The organism is Quyinboa mangrovi (assembly GCF_042219825.1).
GTDB lineage: Bacteria > Bacteroidota > Bacteroidia > Bacteroidales > UBA5342 > JBHJHP01.
Genome location: NZ_JBHJHQ010000002.1, coordinates 128,292 through 153,382, shown reverse-complemented (window position 1 = coordinate 153,382; position 25,091 = coordinate 128,292). Strand labels below are relative to the sequence as shown.

The window sequence follows — 25,091 nt, the reverse complement described above, 5'->3', positions numbered from 1 at the left end:
TTTATTTTCAAAAATACGAATCATTCTTAACTATCAGGTATTAAATTCTTATTTAAAAATTAACTATCACCTTATATTCAGGTATCAAACGTACATTTACCAACTCCGCATTTTTAGCTTTATCATAAGCTTCTTTCAAATCAAAATATACACGTGCATCCTCAGACAACGGTTTAATTTGTAATTTAAAAGTCTGTCCTCCGGGATAAAACCCAAGCCTGTTCATCCCGGTAATCCATGTAGTTCCGTTATAGAAATCATCTGCTATCAAACGATCATCGTGATAAAGTTTCGCCTTATCACCTGTATAATTTATCTCCATATAAACATTATTCAAATCTTCGGGGTATTCATCAGGAAAGGATAAGTCATATGTTTTCTCAGCTGAAACAGACGTATACTCAGGGGTAGAATTTTCCATAATTTCAGGTGCCTTGAATCCGCTATAACCGGTCAGAAATGATGGATACTTGTAATTGTTATTTACCAACCAACTTCCATCAGAATTAAATATGATACGATCGGAATTGAAATATTCTATCTCCATCTTTGCCGCAAAGATCTGCTGATTTGACTGGTATGGAAATTCCAGCAATAAATTATTATCACCCTTTTGTACATATCCGGTCACATCAATTATGTTCAGCCTATTTGGTTGTATTTCGCTGTTTATCCATTTAGAATTAACCTGAACATGACTGGTTCCCTGAACATAGATTGTCAACGTCACCCTTTTTACTTCCGAAGGATTATTCAGATCAAAGTCTTTAAGAAAAAAACGGTGCATCAGTTTGCTTCGGCCTGACAGAGTTTGTGCATCACTGCTTATCAGCCACTGTGCATCATCCAACGGTTTTGTCTCCTTTACCTGCAATTCAACAGCCTGTTCAGGCACTGTAAACTTCTGTGTTTTAAATGTTCCTTTTTCAACTAACTGATTTATAGTGAAATTTGTCGATGTACTGAATGCATCAAGTTCATCTCCATCCATGTAGAGATTGGCATCTGAAACAAAGAAATGCTTATTTTTTGCTGTATCGAATAACCAGGAATGTAAAGCCTCCTCTTCTTTTAACACCACCACAAACAGTTCGGATCCATCATTTAAAATAAGCTTAACTGATGAGCCCATTCCGGCTTTAAGCTTATGAATGAAAATTGCATTTCCCTTTTTCTCCACATTTCCGTCAACGGTAACTATTTCGTCTATTCCTTTGGTATCGAAACATAATTCCGGTTCAATACAGGACGTTTCATAAAAAATCCAGGTATTATTGATATGCCCCACGGGCTGCACTGTAGCATAGCGTAATTTCACTTCGCCCATCTTAAAGTTCACAGGCCAGATGAACATAGCGCTGTCAGGAACTGTAATTTTTTCAGAAGGGAATGTTACTGTTTCGTCGTTTAGTTCTACTGAAAACTGAATCTTTTGCTTTGCTCCAGCAACATTATGCCTGCAATAATTTGAACTAAAAAGAAAAGCAGAGGTATTATCAGTTCTTACCACACAGTTCAGTTCATCCGGTTCATCGGGAAATACAGCCTCCATGGGTGCCAGCCTGTCGCCAAACTCATTCAAAAAATAGTGCAGTTTTTTAACCTCAAAATAAGATTTATTGAGCTGACCTGACTCCCTTATAGCTGCCTGAAAATCGTAAGAAACTACCGGATTAGTGTTCCAGTAACCGGTCTCTTCCTTGTTCTCTTCCATTGTAGTCAGAATGCCATGCGGATTAGATCCACCGGCAAACATGTAATATCCGGGCAGGTTACTTCCTGAACCTATTTTAGACATGATAATTCCAAGTCCATCTTTTGAATCTATGGATAAGCGCCTGTGATCCGTGTTCATAATGCCCACACCCACTTCACAGGTAAAATAAGGATACGCGTTATGATCAACATATGGCTTTTTAACCTGTTCGCCTTCATTCCCAATAGTTTCGCTGTTCCTGAAAGGTTTAAACACAAACTCATCACACGATGTGCCACGATTCAGGTCTGTCTGCCACGGGGCATCAGGATAGCCACCGTACAATGGAATAACTTCATAAGCCGGCACAGACGCATTGCCCCAGCCTGTTACGGTATACAAAGGCACATCAAACCCATATTTTCGTGCAGTTTTTTTCAGCCATAAAATGTGTGTTTCACCTCCTCTTCCACGCCTGTATTCATTTTCGAGCTGAACACCAATGACCGGACCACCATCTTTATACATCAGCCCGTTTAATTGTAAACCAACCTGTTTATACCATTCCTCTGCGTAATGCTGGTATTCCGGATCATTTGAACGATCCTTTATTTCAGGATTTGTGAGGATCCAGTCCGGCGTGCCACCATTACGGACCTCTGCGTGTACCCAGGGTCCTATGCGCGGATAAAACCATAAACCATGCTTTTGACACAACTCAGCAAATGCCCGCAGATCCTTATTCTCTGACCAGTCAAACTGCCCTTGTATCTCTTCATGGTGGATCCAGATGACATAGGAAGCCACAATATTGATTCCGCAGGCCTTCATCTTCAGCAGCACATCCTCCCACTGATCCCTCGGAATACGTGAATAATGGCATTCACCCATAACAGGAACAACAGGCTTGCCGTTTAGTGTGAGATAGCGGTTATTCACTTCCAGCTTACGGCCTTCCTGTCCCGGATCACCCATTTTAAGCTGATTTTCAATGACATCAGAATTTACTGTCACAGACTTTTTAAATGAGATAAGACTTCCCTGAGATGGGACACTTAAGGCCAGAAGTAAGGTTAGAACCAGATATTTCATCCGTTTAACGTTTTTATTTTGACTGAATATGATTTAAGATCGTATCAAAGATACTAAACCTTACATTGGCCCTATCTATTTCGCTTTCCAGAAATTTTATACTCCGGTATGCAGATGGATTAAATTAACTCATTTCTTACTTTTTGTGCGGTTGGGCTGTAACTCATCCGGATTTTCTTTGGTGTACATTTCCACCTTTTGCCGGTCTTTCTTTTCAAATAATTCGGTGATCACGTCCGCACTTAACGTATCTTTCGGCATAAATTCCGCGGAATTCATGTAGCTCACAATGGAATTCCGCAGCTGAGCCGATGCCGGTCCATTGTTCTTATCAATATTCAAAGTGGTTACCATTAACTTCCCTTTGCCAACATTCGCCTCAAACAGTTGCGCCAGCCGACGACTTAAAAACCATGTATCTATGGGTTGTAATATGGGCCTGAATGATGGTGGAAAACTGTCGATATTCATAATCTGACGATTGTTTACGATCTCCCACCACTGATAGTCGCTGTGATACGATGTTGGAAAATCCCGAAAGACGGGATGTTCATCCTGTAACAGGAAACCGGTGGTATGCGGAGGTCGCATTTTAAACCACGATGTATTCCAGAATACGGGCGTGAAGTAAGCTACCACATCCTTCCCATGCTCCACCTTACCGTTTGCCTCGAGCAGGACCTTGCCCCCTTCTTCCAGCCTTTTCAGTGCTTCTTTATCAAGGGTTGACGTATAGTAAATTTCATCATTTTGTACGGCAGAAAGGTTTGCCGGATATACCCAGAAGTCCCAACCGTTTTTATGACCACCAATGGTAACTTCCAGTCTGCATTGGGTTGCCTTGATAATTTTATCCAGTGAATACGAAATTTCTCCTATAGAGCTTAATTGCCCCGTTTGTACATTTGTTTCAGGAAAATTGCTTTTCAATAAAGTATCTCCAACTGCCGTTGTGATGACATACTCAGGTTGAACATCTTTAAGATCAAACTGTCCGTAATGTGACACCTCAACAGGAATAATCATTGTTTCATCGTTTTTGAACACAAATTTATCGAACAAAGCCAACGGAACTGTTTCACCATTAAAGCTGCTGATATCCTCTTTTGTAATATAGCCTTTCTCCTGCCAGAACACATTTAACATTCCGATAATGGCAGATCCCTGTCCCGGAAAATCTGTTAATCCCAGCAATTGGTAGCCATCAAGTGTTTCGGATCTCAGTTGGCCTTCAATTTCTGCCTTATAACACAATGCCTGTAATTTTCCCGAAGCCATTAAAAAATCCTCTGCCTGGTCGCCCATGTGATGATCATTCAGGATATCATTAAACATTTCAAAGTTCTTCGCTTTATAGACACCGGTATATTCATCAATCTCAGAGAAGTCAGGAAATACACAGTACTGACCCATCTCATGGGTAATATACGGCCTGCTTTCATCAACAATGCGGTTATCGTAATTAAAATCTGCTGAAGGCCTTTGTTTAAATGGTAATCCACGGGGATACGACCGTACAATATATTCACTCTCCGGATTTACACTCCAGCTTTTACCTATACAGGCTGCTGTGTAAATTCTGCGCTTATCTTCCTTTTTACGAACTTTCAGGTCCTTATCCAGAAAAGGAACATATGCTCCGTACGGTTCATTGCAGTAGGCCCACATCACGAATGACGGATGGTTACCATAGGCTTTAAATATGCGATCAGTTTCCTTTATGATATAATCATCTATCGGGCGACCTTTACCCAGTGCGGTCCCGTGGTTTGGCCAGCTTGCTGCTTCAGGCTGAAGATAGATGCCGATTTCATCAGCCGCAGTAAATGCAGCTTCCGGCGGACAGTTGGAATGAAAGCGAACATGATTCAAACCACTTTCTTTACACACTTCAAAAATCTTCTTCCAGGACTCAACATCCATTGGTGGATATCCTGTCAGTGGAAAAGCACCACATTCCAATGTGCCCCGAAAGAAAACGGGACGGTCATTCAGGAATATCTTTCCATCTTTGGTCTCAATGTGCCGCATCCCAAAGGTTATTTCTTTATTATCGGTGGTTTTATCTCCGGTGACAAGAGAAACATGCATCCGGTATACATTTGGTTCAAATTCATCCCAAAGTTTCATATTGTTTCCCATGGCATAATTCAACTCAATTACCTGACTATCCCCCTTCAATTGTACCGATTCAGATTTTTCTGGCAATGGTTTTGCGTTTGAATCAATTAAGGCCGCCTGAAGTTTAATTATAGCCTCTCCTGCCTCTGCATCTGTATTTTTAATCTGAATGACCGCCTTAACACTTTTCTTCTCAACATCGGGATAAAGCTGTACATCACCAATAAAAACGTCAGACTTAGCTTCCAAATACATATCACCAACTATGCCATTCCAGTTTCCCTGTGTATGATCCGAAATACTATGCGAATCGGGTCCGACATTTACTTTATCACTCCGGTTATCCACCACAATCGTTATATAATTCACACCGGTTTGAACCAGATTGGTAATATCAAAAATATGCGGTGTTGACAGGCTGTTTTGTTCTCCGGATTTTTTATTATCAACCCACACTGCTGTTTGCCAGTGCGGACGCTCCAGGTACAGTACAACACGTTTCCCTTTCCAGTCATCAGGAATGTTCACTTCTTTGCGATACCAGGCTGCTCCCTTATAATATTTATTTGGTGTAAGCCAGAAAGGAAATTTGATATCTCCCTTCTTTCTGAATTTAGCCAGAGCCGGATTGAAATAGAACGAGCTGTCATAAATGGAACCTGTCCAGGGTGTATGAAGATTGGGGGTAAATCCCTTATCATTGGTCATCATTGATCCGGGTAACTCAACCGTTTCATCCAGATTTTTTGAAAACCATTGTTCCGAAACGCCCACATCATTCCGATCCATCGCAAACTGCCAATCTCCCGAGAGATCAATTTGTCTTGATGATTGGGAACATGAGGTGACCAATAGCAGCGTAATAATACTTAGAATACTATTCTTCATGTATTAATCATTTAAAATTCCGATTCAATCTGTCCTAATGATTTACTCTGTATAAATATCGGTAGCCTCAAACTGTTTCTGCTGAATTTCATCAGTAAAATCAAGTTCATCCATATTTACTGAACCAGAAGGTTTAAAGGTATCACTTTCCATATATTGTAACAAACTTGACCTCAACTGACGTGCTACAGGACGTTCGGAAAGATTGTTAATTAAATCGATTGAAGAAAAAATGAGCTTTCCATTTCCAACTTTAGTTTCAAAAACATTAGCCAGGTGATGGTTCGTAACAAAATTATCAATAACCCTGACAATGGGGGTCACATTCAGTGAATCGATAATCATGGATTTGGAATGAATGCAAAGATCCCACCACTGCCATTCGGTATAGCCGCTGGTTGGAAAATCATTAAACGCCGCATGATTTTCATCCATCAGTAAGCCCATTGTACTGGGTTGATTCGGGAAATGAACCGGACTCCAGAACACAGGTACAAATCGACCATCAATGCCTTTTAACTTTTTGTAGTCAGGATTGAGCAGTACAGTTCTGCCTTTATCCAGTTCCTGTTTCGCTTCGGCAAACGATGAAGTAATCACAACATTATCAGAAGATAGGATTACCTTTTTCGGATAGACCCAAATAGGCCAGCTATTCTGATAATCAGAACCTCGTAATGCCACACTGATCAACAACTTTTCTGCTTTAACGGCTGAAACTTTAAACGCAATTGATCCTAAATCAGGATTATTACCTAAAGCCAGGTTGATATTGTTTTCGGTTCCTTCCAGCACTTTTTCACCGTGTTTGTTTGTTATGGTCCAGTCTAAGGTTTGATCCTGCATTTCTTTATAGAAGTTGGCAACTTCCAGGGAGGCAGTAAACATATCGCCATCCTCATAAACGGCTTTTTCAAAACGAAGAAGCGGAACAAGCTCTGAATTAAACTGACGAAATTCGTCTGCACTGATCACGCCTTTTGATTCCCAAAATGCATTCAGTAAACCAACCAAAGCCGTTCCCTGGCCCGGGAAATCCTGTAACTGTAACAATTGAAAACCATCAAAAGCCGGTGTTTTTAAGGCTCTTTCAATCTCCTCTTTGTAAAGCATGGCAGCCAGTTTCCCTGATGCGTATGTGAACTCAGATGCCAGATCCAGTAATCCGTTTTTTTCCAGTTCGTTTCTTACTGCCATAAAATTGAGTGGTTTAAGCACTCCTGTATATTTTTCAATCTCTGACATATCGGGATAAACAGAATATTGTCCGATTTCGTGAGAGATCAATGGAACTGGCACATGTTCACTGGCGGCCGTATAGTCTTCGTTAAAGTTTGGCGGCTGTGCATTAAATATTCCCTGTCCGCGAATCCATCCTTTATCGGTTTTTTGAGTGACAAAGTAGTCATCCTCCGGTTGGGCTATCGTACCTAACGGATACTGAAACGAATAGGTGGTTGTCATGTACAGATGACGGTTATCCTTAGCACGTAATTCAGCAACAGTGGAATTCATCAGATCAGCATTGCCTTCAAGCTCGTTGCCCAACGACATCAGAATAAAGGAGGGATGATTTCCGTATTCACTTAAAATCCGATCTGCTTCGTTCAATAAAAAGCGGGTTGTTTTTTCATCTTCACCAAAGTGCAAACTCCAATGGGGGAGTTCTACCTGAAAATAAAATCCAGCCTCATCGGCCGCTTCAAATGCTGCTGTGGGAGGGCACCATGAATGAAAGCGTAAATGATTTAAACCATACGCCTTGGCCTGTGTAATTAATTTTGCCCAACCATCTTTATGCATTGGCGGATGTCCGGTTAGCGGAAATATGACACATTCAAGGTTGCCACGTAAAAAAATACGTTTCCCGTTTAAGGTTAGTACATTCCCATCTTTTTGGATCTGACTGTAACCAAATTTTACACTTGAGCTTACATCTTTTGTAAACAGCCTGAATTCATACAGATTCGGATTGAATTCATCCCAGAGTTTGACTTCATCCGGTTTTGGAATAGTAACCTCATCTTTCCCGTTTTCCACAATTCCTTCTGCAAGCATAACTCCGGAAGTCGTCAGTATCTGATATTTCAAATCATTTTCAGAATTGGAATGAACGCTGAATACCGCTTTAATTCTTCCTTCAGCTACATTGGAATAAACCTGAAGATCTTTTATTTCATCGGGTTCTGAGGCTGAAAGTTTTATGTTTCCTATAATACCGTTCCACTTGATTTGGGTGTGGTTGGTATAGGAATGCGCCAGTTCCTGATTGACCGGGTCAGGGTATTTATCACTTGTGACATTAATCAGTGGATAAATATCAGAGTTGTCTATTAGAATTGTAACCGTATGTTTTCCAGGAGTTAATGATGAACCTAAATCGAAGCGATGTGGCGTTGTTAAACTTTCATTTTTCCCAATAAGTTTCCCATCAATAAACAGTTGGGATCGCCAGATGACCCGTTCCAGTTCCAGGTGAATGCTTTTGCCTTCCCAGTTTGCCGGAACATTAACTTCCTTCTGATACCAGGCTTTGCCAATGTACTGATGCTTTCGTGTTAATCCCCACATGACACTGTTATCCATTACCGGCACTTGCGTATTTGTTGTTCCCAATCCGGCATCGTCAAGGGTGCCCGGCAATTGAATGGTCACGCTTTCAAGGTTTTTGCCAGCCCATCCTTCATCCAGGCCTGAATTCATGGAATCCAGTTTTACAGTCCAGACTCCTGCGAGATCAATTTCCTTAACAGATGATTTTGAACACCCTGTAGTCATAACAACCATGACTACTACCAAATAATATAATACCGCCTTCATGTACTCATTTTTAATAATTAGCGCAATGTCTTTACGGAGATTTGCTCCAGTAAATCTTTTGATCCCACATGCATGGAGTTTAACGTCAAAACATCATTCAGATTTTGCATCGCATCGTTGTATGATCCTAAGCCAACCTGTGCCAGTGCGATTAGATACTTTGCATCTATTGTATTTCGTTTTTGAATATCATCTTCAAAAACAAGCAACAGAGGCAATGATGTGGCAAAATAGTCAATCTGTGCTTTTTGCTTCAGTTTAGATTCTCCAAATATTCTGATATCTGACAGTAATCTATTCGCTTCATCCGTTTTTCCCAATTCATTTAACGAAAGTGCCCTGTAGTACGATAACTCAGAATAGGCACTGACTGCCATGTCAATAAAATCGCCTTCTTCGTTGGTACTTTCCATAAAATGTGCATTGGCTTCTGCTTCTTTTCCCATAGCCTTTAAAGCCATACCTTTCCAGTAGTTTATATGGGCAACAGCCTGGAGCGGATGGTATTTTTCACCCAGGTTATCAGGTGTATTCACTGATCTGTTAAAGTATTCCAAAGCCGTCTCGGCATCACCTTCCTGTAGTGCCATCTGACCCAGCTTTAAACAGGCATAAGTGAATTGTCTCAATACCTGGCCCTCACCACCTTCCCATGGATGGAAATTTCGTTTTTCCAACAGATTCAACGCGTTGTTATATTCCCCGTTGAAATTGTATAGCGCTGCCAGTTCCACCGAAAAATCATCGCGGGTTGTGATCTGATCAATAACAGGCAATAAATCATCCAATCTGTCTTTTGGATCATCATTTAATTTTTTTCTCAGCTGGTCATATTCATAGCGAATCCGCATGTCGTTTGGAGAGCATTCAATGGCTTTAAGGAATGCCTGTCTGGCTTTTTTACCATCTTCAAAGGTATTCCAGTATGCAATACCTAAATTGCGGTACAAAGTTCCATAATGGCTATTGGCATTGGAAGCCATTTCCCAAACCCTAATGGCATCTGTGTGTCGCTTTAGATTGAAATAGTAGTTTCCCAATCCAAATGCAGCCACTGTATTTTCTTTATCCATTTGCAACGCCCATTCCAATACCAGTTGCTCATATGTTCGCGATGGGAAAACATAATCGCAGGAAGCTGATTTTGTCTTTTTCAGTAAATCAAGGGATTTCGCTGGGTCACCATTCCGTTCATACAACCAGGCCAGAATAAAGTCTGTCATTACCGATTTTGCCATCGGATTGGGCACAACACATTCCGGTATCCCACTGCTATGGTGCAGTTCAATTACAGCAATAGCCTCTTTATAAAAGCCGGCTTCAGCATAATCGAAAGCAATATCGATGATAGTTTGCGCATCGTTTCGTGATGACTCAATAAATTCACTGTAGTTTTCGGATAAAGTTGCTGATTCAAATTTTGCCCACTGATCGAGTGAATCATTTAAGAACAATTCTGACAATATCTTCTGTGCACTTTCTATACGCCCCAGATGTTTCAGGATAACAGAATTCAGGATATGTGCCTTATTATTTTGCCGGTTTGTATCCAAAGAAGCATCGAGATGCTCCAGGGCTGTTTCATAATCAGCCTTTAAACAATCCAGTGTTGCCAGCTGATAATAAGCAGCTGAACGCCACTCATAATTCCAGGTTGCTTTATAAAATAAATCATATGCTTCTTCTTTGTTATCCTGGAATGAACATGCTAAACCACAAAAATAATGCGCCTCACCAGATGCGGGATTCGGATGATATGTGGTCATGATGTCAATAGCCGTTCTGAAGTTTCTTTCAGCTTCAGCGAACCTGCCGTTTTTAAGATCCACTCTCCCCAAAGCAATATACGACTTGTAGCTTTTCGGATCACGTTTAATAGCTTCCTTCCAGTATGGTTCAGGATATCGGGTTGGATGACGATACAGCTCCAGGTGTTCACCTACTAATTCCAGCTCATTTGCACTTTCAATTTCAGAAGGTAGTTTGGGCTCAAAAGCAAGTTTACGATTCCTTTCTTTACGGATTTCACGTCGATGATACGCAATTAACTCCGTACCGTATTCATCAAGGACAATCAATGAAATTGAATTCTCCTGTCCTGATTCAATTGTCATGGTCTTGTCTATCCATGGTTCATCAGGCGAAACACAGACATTAGTGTATGTTTTTATACTATCGCCGATTTTCAGATTAATACGGATGTTTTCGAAAACACTGCTGGCAGCGACACCCAGATCCAACTTATTCCCTTGCAGGATTTCAAGTCGTACAGCCATTTGCTTATTGGCATTCTGAACGGGGCCTAACTTTTTAAAGCTCCACCAGTACTGCGAAAAGGTTTTGGTTTCGTATGGTAGTAAATAGGTGAAGTCGGGCTGGTTATCGGTATAAACTCCTGCCATCAGCTCAAAATAGGGTCCACCTTCATCCGTCAGTTCACGATCCCATGCTTTACCAAAGGCTTCACTTCCCCAGGTCCATTGTTTTTTACCGGGAGCAATATGTCTGTCGGCAACGTGAATAAAACCACCGTCAGCCTTAAAATCATATCCACCGAAGAAATCATATTTGGTATCACAGACCATATAACTGGTTGGGACAAGAATGTTGGCATAGTTTCGCAAATCGTTTTTTCCCGGTCTTTTATGATACGGTATCCCATAATAATCATTTTCTGCATTCGGGAAACTGCTCATTGCACGCACTGCATGATCGGCCACGTAATGTACATCGGGTGGGAAAAAGCTTTGATAATCTTTATGGACTTCAACGGCCACGTTTGCCCACCATAAAAAGGTTTGAGTCAGTGGGGTCCGGTTAAATAAACGCCCTCTTAATTCTATTAAAGCGCTATCAGGACGGATACGTATGCCGTGCATGCCTTTTAAACGATACATAGGGTCGTATTCCGACATCCAGACCGTTCTGGCACCATCTTCTTCCTCTTCGATAAAAACATCAGCAGGCATGTATGTTCCGGGGCGGTGGTGCTGAGGCCAGTTAAACTCCACGCCACCACTTATCCATGGGCCTGCCAGACCAACAAGGGCAGGTTTAATCACCTTTTGCTGGTAGAAAAAATTATAATTATTATTGGCTTTATCCTGTGCTTCAAAAATCCGGCCGCCAATCTCAGGTAACATCACCAATTTAACAAAGTCATTTTCCATTATTGCCGCCAGGTATTCTTTATCAACTTTATGATCGTAAACTTTATCGATGAATGGAACCGGATAAACTTTCCCCGATGATCCCTGATACACACGTTTTTCAAAAAATACGGGATTTATTTCTGATTTTCCAAGTTCATAAGTTGGTAGTACCAGCTTTCGTTTATATGCTTCAACATGTTTCATTTTATCCTTCTCCTATATATGGATCCTGTATTTATGCTAATTTAATATTTCTGCTTCAATTTCTTCCAGTGATTTACCTTTTGTCTCAGGCAAACGTTTATATATAAATATCAGTCCTGCGACACAAATCAGACCGTAGACCCAGAATGTCCCGGAAGCGTTGAATGCTTTGTTCAGTAGTGGGAAAGTGTAGGTTAACAGGAAACTTGCCAACCAAAGTGACACCGTTGCTACTGACATTGCAGCGCCACGTATTCTGTTGGGGAATATTTCTGAAAGGACAACCCAGGTTACGGGAGCTAATGACATGGCATAACAGGCGATGGCAGCGACAACCAGTAAAAGAAGCGGCCAGCCTGTAAGCTGGAAATAATAGGCTGCTCCCATGAATGCATAAATGCCTGAAAGTCCAGCTGCTCCAATAAGCATCAAAGATTTACGCCCCAGTTTATCTACGGTATAAATGGCCACGAAAGTAAATATCAGGTTCACACTTCCGGTAACAACAATATTAAACAATGTATCGGAAACCCCATAACCAGCTGCTGCAAAAACTTCCTGGGCATAATTAAAGATAACATTTATGCCACACCATTGCTGGAAGGCTGCTATAACAATACCTATCAGCAATATTTTTCTCATGCCTTTTGAATTCAGAAATTTAAAATTTGCTTTGCCTGCATCATTCAGTAAATTCCGGTGTATATTATCGTATTCCGTTTTAGCATATTTTTCACCTCCAATTTTACTCAGAATACTTAATACTTTGATTTGATTACCGTTTTTAGCCAGCCACCTCGGACTTTCAGGAACATAAAACATAAGCAGGAAGAATGCGGCAGCCGGAATTGTTTCTGCCCAGAACATCCACCGCCAGGCCATCTGCCCGTTCCAGGACGCCAGAATGTCTGCGGCAGTTGAGTCGGCCGGAACAGGTTCAGCTATCTGCCAGTTGGCAATCTGAGCCAGCAGAATCCCGATTACGATGGTGAGCTGGTTCAAAGAAACAAATTTACCACGCATGGATGCCGGTGAAATTTCAGCAATATACATGGGCGACAGGTTGGATGCGAGCCCAATGCCTATACCTCCGAGTACACGATAAAAAATGAAAAAGCTGAAGTCGGATGTTGCGCCGGTTCCAACAGCTGAAAGGGTAAAAAGAAAGGCTGAGAATATTAGCAATTTCTTTCTTCCAAATCTGTCGCTAAAAGCACCTGATGTGACCGCCCCAAGTAAGCAGCCGAGAAGTGCGCTGCTCATGGCCCAACCCTGAAGAAAAGGAGCATCACTGATATAAAAAAACTGCTCATAAAATGGTTTGGCTCCACCAATAACAACCCAGTCGTATCCAAACAACAGACCTCCCATGGCCGAAACCATGGATATGGCAAATATGTATTTTGTATTGAATGTATGCATCGTTCAGCTAAAAATTTATTGATTTAAGTGTATTCTGCTTTTCTATCACTAGTGTTGAAACCGAGCGTTTGGGAATAACAAGTTGGTCCAAACGCACCTGATATTTTTGAAGATTTCTTTTTTCATCTGTGATAAAAAAAGCTGGTTGACCGGTACTTATGTCACATCCTTTCAGACGGATTGGTTTATCTTCTTCCTTGTAGTTCACAAAAACAAATACCAGTTTGCCGGAAGTTGTATCTTTAAATGCTGCAACCTGTAAGTCTGTAGCCTGCTCTAAAGGTGATAACCCATTCTCAATTTTTGCATCAATCCGAACCATCCCGGGGCGGACAAACCTTGAATAGTTTCCCAGTGTCCAAAGTAGCTTGGTCTCGGTAATTTCACCGTCTAACCGTAGGTTATAATTTAACTGGCTGGTATCATTTACCACACCCGGTCCTTTGCCATCATCCAAATGAATCAGTCCATCCTTGTAATTAAACTGGGAAAGCGCTGTCCACCAATCCCATGATCGGGCATTTGCAATTGTAAGATCCGAATGAATGACACGTGCGACATACAGTGCGGTTGGCATTCCGGTATCGCGTCCCCAGCCACCATGGATTTCATCGTTTTTTTCAAGAATACAAAATTCAGTCTGCCAGAAATCCAGATCAGGATTAATCTCTTCCATACGATCTGCAAGTTTTTGCCGTATGTCAAGCTGTGTTTTTAATGGCCAGGTCGTGAAGTAGGAGTGTGCTGTAAGGGCATATTCCATATTATGTAAACCGCCTAAGTACATCTCTGAATCAGGATTAAAGAAGACATTGATCTGGTCACCGTTTGAGTTATTACCTTTCTTTTTATACAAATATTCCAGGTCCCCGGCTTCACCAACAATAAGTTTGGTATTTAAACCACGTGCATATAATTCTTTTGAAAGGAAGCTAATGTAGTTATACAGCTCCCTGTTGGTAGCTGGTGTGCCTTCCTGGTTGCTTTGATCCCATGCCCACTGAGGTTCGTTAAACGGGCTCAAATAATTAAAATATACCTTTTCATTTTTTTCAAAATGCTCTATGATGTCCACCAGAAATTTTGAATAAGCTTCATATTTATCCGACTTAAGGTTAAAACCTAAATCACCTTTTGTGGCATGTGCCAGGCCGTTTTTTGTGTAAAACACGGGTGGTGAAATAGTATAAGCCGTAAATTCAGGAACACCCCGCTTTTTTGCGGCCTGTAAAAACCAACGCTGACCCTTATATTTTGACCAGTCATATTTGCCTTCAGCGTCAAGGAAACACTCAGATCGTCGCCAAACATTTCTTATATCAGAATCATCACCTTGTTCCATTGATCCTGCACCTATATAGAAACGCCAGTTTGAGAGCCCGATCCCTTTAGGATTTCCGTTTTTATCTGTTTCCAGACTAAAGAGGAGATCGGCGATTTTTTCACGCTTGTAAACAGGCCAGTTTTCGCCCACATACTGTACACGCCAGGAATCGGATGCCCCAAAATTCTGAATAGTCTGGTATGTTCTTTCGGGGTTTACCAGAATAGTCACCTCACTGGTTTGAGCAAGTAAATGACCTGATAACAGTATTGAGAATATGATTAATATGTGTCTCATCCTTATCCGATTGTTTAATGTATTACAACTTTCGACGTTTCATAATGATAATTTGTCATTCCCGTAAGGAAATAAACACCGTTACTTAACTGATCTGACGGAATTATAATCCTTTGTTGTTGATTCACTGTGATTGTTTTTAACAGATCACCTGAAACCGAGTACAGTTTAAGATTTTTATATGAATGGACAGAAGGCAGGATGGCAATGATCTCCCTGGTATTACTGTTGTACCAGGCAACCATGTTTTGTTCTGTATGGTTTTGGTCAATCGGAGTTTCTTCTGCAATATCAGCTGTATACGTAATCACTGAATGAGCCGGGACAATAAGTTTGTCATCAGAAAGATCAATAACCTGCCTTTCAAGATTTGCATATTCATCAGTTAAAAAAAGCTTAGGATTTTTCAGCCCTTTTTGCGCATTATTTTTAAGTGATAGACTTACCACGCGTGCATCTTTCGTGAAATTTGCAGCAACCAGTACCAGTTTATTGATCTCTGCATTCGTAAAAATTGAAAAAACAACATTGTTAAAAGATTCCTCAACTGATATGTTATCCGAACGGGTAAAACCAATTCTGGTCATTCCCGGTCGAATGAAATGTGAAAAACTACCAAATGTATAAAAGAGTTTTGTCAAATGATAATTGCCATCGCTGTTATCTTTTTTTGTTAGAGCTTCTATTAGTCCAAAACGTGATTCTCCGTCAAATTTAACTTCATCAAACGTTGTCCACCACTGCCAGGCTGATACATTTGCAATGTTCAGATCAGCCATTATAACCCGTGCAAGTGAAAGTGCACATTCCATCTCTGTTAATTTTACTCCTGCCGGATAACCGTATCGATATCCATTGTCGAGCAAAGAATATTCAGTCTGCCATAAAATTGGCTTTGAATTCAAAGCCTGTGATTTCTGAAAAATTTCATTCCTTAAATCAATCAGTCTTGAACCATAATCTGTAAAATAACTGTGATACGTTGCGATATCTGAAAAAGAAGCTTTTTCAAGTAATGATAGTTGAGAATTTGTGTTCCAGAATTTGTTAAGCTGATTATCAGCATGTCCGGCTCCACCAACCATTCTTTCCACAGAACCAGCCTCTGTAATAATTATGTTTGAAGAAATACTGCGGGAAGTAAATTCTTTGTCAATCTCCGCCACCACATCAAAAATTTCTTCGTTAGTCCATGGTGTTCCCTCCTGGGTTACCGTACCACCGCTTGTTGTTGGTGCCCAGCCCCACTGGGGTTCATTCAGCGGACTTATATAATCAAAATGTATGCCTTCCTTACTGAAATGATCGCAAACATCAGCTAAAAATCCTGCATAATCATCGAAGTACTCCGGTTTAAGAATTGTTGCCATTGCGGTACCATAGTCCCGAAATCCAAGATGATTTTGGGTGTAAGCTACCGGAGGACTGTTTTGCCAGCCGATTAAATGATGTACATTATACTGATTGGCTTTTTGTAAAAACCATTGTTGTCCAATTTGTTTGTTCCAGTTATATCCGCTCCCATCGGAATTCAAAAAACCTTCAGTCCGCCGCGATGCTACACTGATCCGACTGGCAGTACCCTGTTCGGAAGTACCTGCACCAATATTAAAGCGCCATGCCGATAAGCCGATACCCCTGGGATTTCCATATGAATCGATGTCTGTACTGAATAATAATTCAGCAAGTTTTTCCTTTTTTTCAATGGGCCAGTATTTTCCTATTCGTTCTGTATTCCAGGCATCTGAAGAACCAAAATTCTGTATAGTTTGGTTTTTCGCGGAGAGATCTACGGTCAGGTCTATTTGTGAGCCGGCCGTTTCCCAGTTCGTCTTATTATTAACCGGTGCTGGAATATCAGTTTCATTAAAAAGAGCCTGAATCTGATTAGCTGAAAGTACCTGATTAAAAATTGTAATCTCATCTAAACGAGCTGATATATAATAGTTATCAGATCTATCAGGATTTCCTCCAAGATATAAGGAACTACCCTGAATAAGGCCGGGTGAGATCGCTAAATAGCCAGTGGATATTTCAGAACCATTCAGGTAGATCTTTACGCGTTTATCTTCTATTGTTATGGCGATGTGTAACCATTTATTTTTTTGTAATGTGATGGATTCAACAGTTTCGTAAAGCCCGTAATCCCGACTGTCGCTAATTAATGCACAACCATACTCTCCCCAACCAATTTGCGGAGTGAAAAAGAAATTAGAATTTGTAACTGGATTATGTATTTCAAAAAGTTGATGCCACGATCCGGCACCTGCATCCTCCCAATAAAAGAAGAATGAAATTGTACACGTATCAGTATTGAGTAAGTTTTTGTTAAAAGCAGCATAACTTTTATCCGTTGCCGTAAAATGCAGTACCGCTCCTCTTTCGCTGTCCGTAATTAATTTTGCGTTATTATAAAGCGATAATTCTGACTTTCCTGTTTCATCTATAACCATATTATTATTGAAACTGTAGTCTGCAACAGGAATAATATTACTTTGAGCAAATATTGAATAATTTGCATAAAATAATACAAGAGTGAAAGATAGTTTTAAAAAAGTCATCAAAATCCAGTAGCTTTTAGATAGACTGTGTCGGTGCAATCCATTAATAATAGCAGGAGATATTCAGTTGAAAATCTCCTGCTACTAATATAAAATAATTTATTTGATGATAATTTTTTCAGTACTGATAAAACCATTTTCGGTTAGCACTCTGACAATATAAATGCCTTGTTGTTTCATTGGTATAGTCAAGGACTTGTCATGTGTTACAGCAGCGTCCACTTTTTTACCTGTAATGGTGTATACCGAGTATTTTACGATATTTTCCTTAGCCAGAACATTAAGATTTCGTCCTTTTTGCCAATAGATTATATTGACATCCATCCCGTTAAATTCTAAATCTGTAGTAACAGCTTTAGAAGTAACTGTTACATATGCAGGAATTATGGACTGTAACTTAAGTTCGAAATTATCGAATGTTCCCCAGTTGTTGGCAGGTATGTGGTTATCTGTATCGGCCCCCTTGATACCAAAGGTTAATGAGCCACCATTTACTGCTACCGTCAGATCTCGTTTGGTGTTGGACCATTCCTCAAATGCCAGAGGTTTTTCTGTCATCTCACCTCCATCGGCGTATAAGAAAATCGTACTGTCATTACTGACAACACTCATTACGGAAACCTGATAAGAACCGTCAACCAATCCATTGACTGTTTGCCAGTTTTTGAAGGTATAATCGGCACTTTGCCAAATAGTCATATTCTTGGATCCGTCTACACCTTTATTTTCGATATAGGGCAGCCAATCGGTATCTGATTCATGATCCCAACCTAAAAAGTCTTCTTCAAAACCTGGGTTAATCAGATCTATGTCAGGTAACCGAACGATCTCAAAATTATCAAAAGTTCCCCAGTTATTGGCTGGTATTGAGTTCTCTGTTCCTGCTCCTTTCACCCCAAAAATCAGGCTGCCATTTGTGACATTAACCACAATCTTCCGCTTTGTATTTGTCCATTCTTCAAAAGCCAGGGGTTCTTCAACCAGTTCGCCTCCATCAGCATACAGGAAGATAGTACTGTCGTTGCTGACGACAGCCATAACAGAAACCTGATATTTACCGTTTGGAAGGTTCTCCAATGTTTGACCGTTTATAAACGTATAATCGGCACTTTGCCAAATCGTCATATTCTTGGATCCATCAACACCTTTGTTTTCAATATACGGCAACCAGTCAGTGTCTGATGTCGATGACCAGCCTTCAAAATCATTTTCAAATCCTGGATTTACAAGCCCAATATTCGACAACCATTTTACTTCGAAATTGTCAAAGGTCCCCCAGTTATTGGCAGGAATGCTGTTGCCGTCACCAACGCCTTTTACACCAAATTCAAGTGCCCCGTTAGTTATCTCAATTGTAAGTGATCGTTTTGTATTTGTCCACTCTTCAAAAGCGAGAGGTTCTGTTACCTCATTTTCACCACTTTTTGCAAACAGCGCTATGGTACTATCATTGCTTACAACCGCCATCATACTAATCTGGTAGGTTCCGTTTGGAAGATTTGAAAGTGATTGATAACTAATAAACGTATAATCGGCGCTTTGCCAGATGGTCATGTTTTTAGAACCATCAACACCCTTATTTTCTATATAAGGCAACCAGTCGGTATCTGAAGTTGAATTCCATTTGTCAAAATCATTCTCAAAATCAGGATTTATAAGTTCAACACTGGTGTCTCCTGCTTCCAAAGCTTTTTGAATTGTTACAATGGCATTCTGCACGGCTTTAATGGCATCATCCAGCTGCTGTACAGTAAGTCCCGAAGTATTAATCAATACAAGAGCATTTTCAATCGCATTCCCTAATTCCTGTTTCGCCTCATCAAATTCCGGCGTATTGGCAATCAGATCATTTGCAGAAAGCAATTCATTGATCAATTGTTGCACTTTATCCATAACTGAGATGGCACTGTTATAGTTATCTGCACTGGCTGCAGGATCAGCCAGTATCGTTTTTGCCGATTCAACCGATAATAGCATACCCGAATTATATCTTGTATCATCAATATCATCCAATGTTGCTGCATATGCTTCTGACTGTATAATAGCATCAACTAAATTCTGTGCCACAGAAAGGTTGTTCCTTAAACTATCGATGATTGCATAATCCGGTTGTTCTGAGTCCAAAAATTCCTCGAGATTCGATATTATGGCATCAAACGAAGTTTTTACATTCGCATCGGCTTCAGATGATGCAATAAAAGATTTTGCTGATTCAACATCAGAGGATAAATCAAGATAGTTATTGAAGAATGCCAGTGCTTCATCAATATTTGCCTGATAGTTAAGCATTTCTCCATCTGTTCCAAATACCCTTACTTCACGGGCCTTTTCCAGCGCATAGAAAAAATCAGCCAATACTACTTCCGAAATATCAGAATGAGCATTATATAACTCCATGCCTTTCTCGATTGAAGATTCGAACAGGGCAATAGGATCAAATTCTACCAGTTTGAAAACGCAGTTGGTGGCATTTGCCTGTGTTATGTCAGCAGTCTTTAGACGAAAGGCAGCTACACCGTTTGCGTCAAAATTCAGAGCATTTGGGCCTGGCGTGTAATTCATACCACTTAAATCTGCTGGCTTATCAATGGTCTCGAAGGCGTACCAATCGTCGAAAATATTGGTGAATCGAAACGCCAGTTCCTTATCATGTGTCTCGTTTCCTTCACGTCCATGTTCAGCATCCTGTGGTTCTATATAGGCCAGATTACTCCATGATTTCAAAAAATACTTATCTGACAAACCTTCATCGAGGTTACGAACATTGATATAACCCGGATTTCCCTCCTGCTCATCGAATACCCATAGTTGGGAGCCTGAACCGTCAAAATATTCTGAATATCCTACCTGATCAGACCAGGATGCTACCTCCGGATGATAACTCAACACCTTTTCGTTTCCCGCACCATCGTAAATAAGCAGATAATATTTCGTTCCATCAGTTTTGGGCATAAAATGCTCCTGTGCATTCACCTGACCAAAAAAACAGCAGCTTATTAATAATGCAATTAAATATTTTATTCGTTTCATTTCTTCAAGTTTTAAATTTCAAAATTACATTACCAACCCGGATTCTGAGATAAACCATTGTTTATTTCACTCTGAGGGATGGGGTATAAATTCATGCGTTCTTCGAAGTACCTTTTTTCAAGTTCCTTTTCCTGATAACCATAGGTGCCATCAGCATTTTTAGTTACATCCATTTTATATATTGGTTGACTTAGCTTATCAACCGCAATTCCCCACCTTCGTAAATCCCAGGCTCTCTGGTCCTCAAACGCAAACTCAATAAATCGTTCTTCTCTGATCCTGTCTCTCATTTCTGCCTGTGTCATGCTGTTGAGCTCAATTTCCGGTAATCCACCATGTCTTACAACTGTCTGATTCAAGAGGGTTGTAGCGGTCAGGTATGATTCTCCCAACGTTGAAGGACCATACAATTCATTGGCAGCTTCAGCCCAGATTAACACTATATCGGCGAATCTAAAAACAGGCCATTCCCGGTTTGATGTCTGATCCTGCCTCAGGTCAAGAGTCGGATCCATAAATTTTCTCAGATAATACCCGGTCTTTGTACCGTAGGCACGATCCATACCGTCACGACCTCCTTTGAAAATCTCGATAATTCGTGATTCAGAGTTTCTTTCATCCCAGTTGCTTCCATTTACTATTACGGTATGCAACAATCTTTGATCCCGGTTAATATACGGGTTTGCAGGATCGTAACCAGAATCAGGATCATTAATCTTTTTACCATTTATCATCCTGTAAGCATCTACCAGGTTCTGGGTTGGGTTGGTGCTTCCTGTGACATTAACTCCTTCTGATCCAACTGGAAAGTTAACTCTCTCTATATAATTAATATCAGCCTGACGATATCCCAGAATGATTTCAGGACTGGTACCATCAAACTGGTCATAGGGTCCGAAAGTAAATACGCGGTCAAAAGCAATATCCTGTGCAACATCCAGAACCTCCTTCCAGTAAACTATTTGTTGTTCAGAACCTTCAGTTACTGCACTGTTATATGCAGGACTAGCCAATAATAAATATGTTTTACACTTCAATGCCTTAACTGCTGTACCATTAGGTCTTCCCTGATCGGCGCCTTCATCCAGCAACGGTAATGATTCATTATCTATTAAATAGTCACATTCGTCAATAATGTAGTTCGCACAGGCCACAAAAGCAGACCTTGTTGCATCAAATGCGGTATTCGATAAACCACCGATGTCTTCTACTACATTGTCTCCTACCAAAACAACGGCTCCATATCTTTTAATCAGCTCATAATAATACAGTGCTCTTAAAAAACGAGCTTCAGACTTGTATGACTCAAGATTATCCAGGTAGACCTGTCTGTTAGCCGGTTCAAAAGTGTCATAAGTTGTGTTTTTGGTTTTCTCCAGAAACAAGTTCGCTTTATAAATGGCATGGTAGTATTTGATCCAGATATTATCAGGGTTAGAAACTGCATTCCAGTTGCCTGAATTAAAGTTCTGAATACCTGCCAAAGGATTGGCATTTTCCGCTTCATCAGTAGCACTGCCAAATAATTCACCCTGACTAAATCCTTCAGGACTAAATCCGTTGGGCATTTCACTGATCAAATCAACCATGTACCGATCTATATATGTCGGATTGTTCCACATAAGACCATCGGTAACACCAGTGTCCTGTTCCATACTGAGTTCCTGACACGATGAGAATATAATAATCAGGATACTTAAAATCGTTGATATTTTTATATAATGTTTCATATCAGTTCTGTATTAAAAGTTAAGATTTAAACCCAGAAAATAAGATTTCATCGGGGGATATCCTATACCTGTAAATTCTGGATCTGTATATTTCCAGTTACTTATTGTCAGCGCATTAACACCTCTAACAAAGAACCTGACTTTCTCTAAGCCTATTTTTCTAGAAGAATTCACAGAAAGTGAGTATCCAAGTTCCAGGTTGCGAAGTTTAATAAAATCACCTTTACGTACCCAATAAGAGGAATGCTGATAATTATTGGTATTGGTTAAAGACAACGTTGGGAAACCACTTTCATTTACAATTTCGGTCACTGCATTACCTGTTAACAAAGGTTGGTATAACTGATTTTCTGAAAGTAAAATATCCCTGTTGAACTGTCCCTGAAGCATCGCATCAAGGTCAAATCCCTTATACTCCAATCCAAGATTGAGGCCGGCGTCCATATTGCCCACGATATCTCCAATTGCTGTCATATCTCTGGAATCAATAATTTGATCGTTATTTAAATCCTTATATTTTAAATCACCAACCCTTGGCGTGCCAAAGGTTTGAACCGGAGATGACTGTATGTCGCCGGCGCTATCAAAATAACCATCAACCTCGTACCCGTAAACTGAGGAAACAGAATTACCAGTTTTGTTCAGATGCGCTAAAGATGATCCGTTAAGCGATTCTCCCATTTCATCTATTGTATTATTAAAATATGAGAATACCAGGTTTGCAGACCATTTTAGGCCTTTGTCCTGAGAAGAATAGCCTAATGAGAGATCAAATCCGGAATTGGTAAGTTTGCCGATATTCTCATACGGAAGGTCAGCTCCAGTAACATATGGATGAGTGTAATCAATGTACAAAACATCCGACCTTTTGTCCATGAAATAATCAAATGTGAACGACACATGATTAAACATCTCTAAATCTAAACCAATGTCCATTTTTTTGGAAATCTCCCATTGAATATCAGAATTGGCCAACATGCCTGGTTGAATACCGGTAATTACGTCCCAGCTTGTCCCGATAGGGAATGAACCACCCGCAACATAAAATTGTGTAAACGGATACCTTCCGTTGACATAACGGTTTAAGCCTGTAATACCATAAGACGCTCTTAACTTACCAAAATTGATAAAACTGTTGTCAGACAGGAAATCTTCATTTGAAAACACCCAGCCTGCAGATAATGAGGGGAATAAGCCGTATTGATTACCTTCTTTATACTGATCTGAACCAAAATAGCTGGCAGAAGCCTGCAATACATACTTTTTTGCATAAGTATAATTTACTCTTGCCCCATAATTATTCGTAAGGTATGGTGATAAATCGGAATTTGCACGGTATTCTCTATCGCTCTCGTAACGGAGTAAAACGTTTAAGTCATGCTTCTTTGAAGATGTGAGTTTGTACCTGATATCGGCATTGACCACATTGTTTCTTATGCTGCTTGCATTGCTCCACGTATTATACGGAGAATCTTCACCATATGTATAATAACTGTAAGTATTTCCAACAGCAGATGCAATTTGCTGTACAGGGAAATAACGCCAGTTGCCATCACCGTTAACAGCTCCATTATCAATTACGTAACCTATTCCGGCTGAAAGTCCATCCAGAATAAAATCGAGTTGCTGTGTTAAATAGAATCCTGCATTAAGGAAATTGGTAACAGAATTATTTCTCCCTCCATACTCAATCATTGCATAAGGGTTATTCGTAAGCAACGAGGTACCACCATAACTGTCGTTTGGATTAATAACATTAAATGCATTTGGTGGCACGGTATACATGGCTGTCCATATTTCGCCTGCTGAATATGCCGGGAAACTGTTGTTGTTTACCATTCCTGCCAGATCCATGGAAAACCGCGTTCTTTTCGATATGTTAATATCTATATTGGATCGCAAATTAAACTGGGTCAGATTCGCATTGGCTTTCATATCTGGGTTTACAGGTTTATAAATCCCGTCGTTGTAAAGGAACCCAACATTAATAAAGTATTGGATAAAGTCTGAGCCTCCCTGTACTTCAAGGTTCGCCCTTGATACGTTCGATGCATTTTTTACAACCCGATCGTACCAGTTCACATCGGGAAAAAGAGGTGATGACCCGGCTGCTGCAATATCTTCGTCAGAATATTTGGGGCTCAGTCCGTCATTCACAGCAGCCTGATTGTAGATGCTCATGTAATCACGAGCTCCAAGAACTTCAATTAAATTAGTTGGACTTTGCATGCCGGATTGCACTCTGAACCGTATATTACGTTTCTGCACCTCGCCTCTTTTTGTTGTAATTATAATTGCACCGTTAGCTGCTTCCATCCCGTACAAAGCCACAGCAGATGCATCTTTAAGCACAGAAATGGTTTCGACTTCTTCAGGGTTTAAATAAGTCATATCCCTTTCAAATCCGTCGATGATAATCAGCGGTGCTCCATTTGCCCCTCTTATTCTGAGGGTAGGTGAGTTATATCCTGGTTCGCCGCCTCCCTGCTCAACAAATAGTCCTGATAATTTCCCGTACAGGGTATTGCCAAAGTTGCTAACCGCACCTTTTGAAAGCTGATTTCCTGTAACAGTAGACATGGAAGAGGTAATAGTGCTTTTTTCCTGAATTCCGTAAGCAATATTTATCTCTTTTAACTGATCTGCCATTGCTATCTCAGATGTATCATTCTGGGCCCATACATATAACGGTGCCAGAAAAGAGATAACAAGCAATGCTATTTTATTTATATATTTTCTCATAATATTCGATAA

Annotated in this window: 10 protein-coding genes; all 10 read right to left on the bottom strand. The window is 40.3% G+C overall.

Annotated features, from left to right (window positions below):
- Positions 1–52: 52 nt before the first annotated feature.
- The 10 genes from ACE1ET_RS03905 to ACE1ET_RS03860 all read right to left on the bottom strand — a co-directional run bounded on the left by ACE1ET_RS03905 (position 53) and on the right by ACE1ET_RS03860 (position 25,079).
- On the bottom strand, positions 53–2,788 hold the full coding sequence (locus ACE1ET_RS03905) for a beta-galactosidase (RefSeq protein WP_375727054.1): 2,736 nt from the start codon (positions 2,786–2,788) through the stop codon (positions 53–55).
- 129 nt (positions 2,789–2,917) lie between these two features.
- The gene (locus tag ACE1ET_RS03900) at positions 2,918–5,797 is read right to left on the bottom strand and encodes a glycoside hydrolase family 2 protein (RefSeq protein WP_375727053.1); all 2,880 of its coding nucleotides are present in this window, start codon (positions 5,795–5,797) and stop codon (positions 2,918–2,920) included.
- A gap of 42 nt (positions 5,798–5,839) precedes the next feature.
- On the bottom strand, positions 5,840–8,617 hold the full coding sequence (locus ACE1ET_RS03895; protein WP_375727052.1) for a sugar-binding domain-containing protein: 2,778 nt from the start codon (positions 8,615–8,617) through the stop codon (positions 5,840–5,842).
- A gap of 17 nt (positions 8,618–8,634) precedes the next feature.
- Positions 8,635–11,973, bottom strand: a complete 3,339-nt coding sequence (locus ACE1ET_RS03890) for a DUF5107 domain-containing protein (RefSeq protein ID WP_375727051.1) — start codon at positions 11,971–11,973, stop codon at positions 8,635–8,637.
- 36 nt (positions 11,974–12,009) lie between these two features.
- Positions 12,010–13,395, bottom strand: coding sequence for a sugar porter family MFS transporter (locus ACE1ET_RS03885; protein WP_375727050.1), 1,386 nt, complete (start codon positions 13,393–13,395; stop codon positions 12,010–12,012).
- A gap of 7 nt (positions 13,396–13,402) precedes the next feature.
- Positions 13,403–15,016, bottom strand: coding sequence for a glycoside hydrolase (locus ACE1ET_RS03880; RefSeq protein WP_375727049.1), 1,614 nt, complete (start codon positions 15,014–15,016; stop codon positions 13,403–13,405).
- 14 nt (positions 15,017–15,030) lie between these two features.
- Complete coding sequence (locus tag ACE1ET_RS03875; RefSeq protein ID WP_375727048.1) at positions 15,031–17,577, bottom strand: glycoside hydrolase; 2,547 nt, start codon at positions 17,575–17,577, stop codon at positions 15,031–15,033.
- 99 nt (positions 17,578–17,676) lie between these two features.
- Positions 17,677–20,607 (bottom strand): T9SS type A sorting domain-containing protein, encoded by a 2,931-nt coding sequence (locus tag ACE1ET_RS03870; RefSeq protein WP_375727047.1) that lies wholly within the window; start codon positions 20,605–20,607, stop codon positions 17,677–17,679.
- Positions 20,608–20,636: 29 nt separating this feature from the next.
- Positions 20,637–22,337, bottom strand: coding sequence for a RagB/SusD family nutrient uptake outer membrane protein (locus ACE1ET_RS03865; protein ID WP_375727046.1), 1,701 nt, complete (start codon positions 22,335–22,337; stop codon positions 20,637–20,639).
- A gap of 12 nt (positions 22,338–22,349) precedes the next feature.
- Positions 22,350–25,079, bottom strand: a complete 2,730-nt coding sequence (locus ACE1ET_RS03860; protein WP_375727045.1) for a SusC/RagA family TonB-linked outer membrane protein — start codon at positions 25,077–25,079, stop codon at positions 22,350–22,352.
- Positions 25,080–25,091 lie beyond the last annotated feature (12 nt).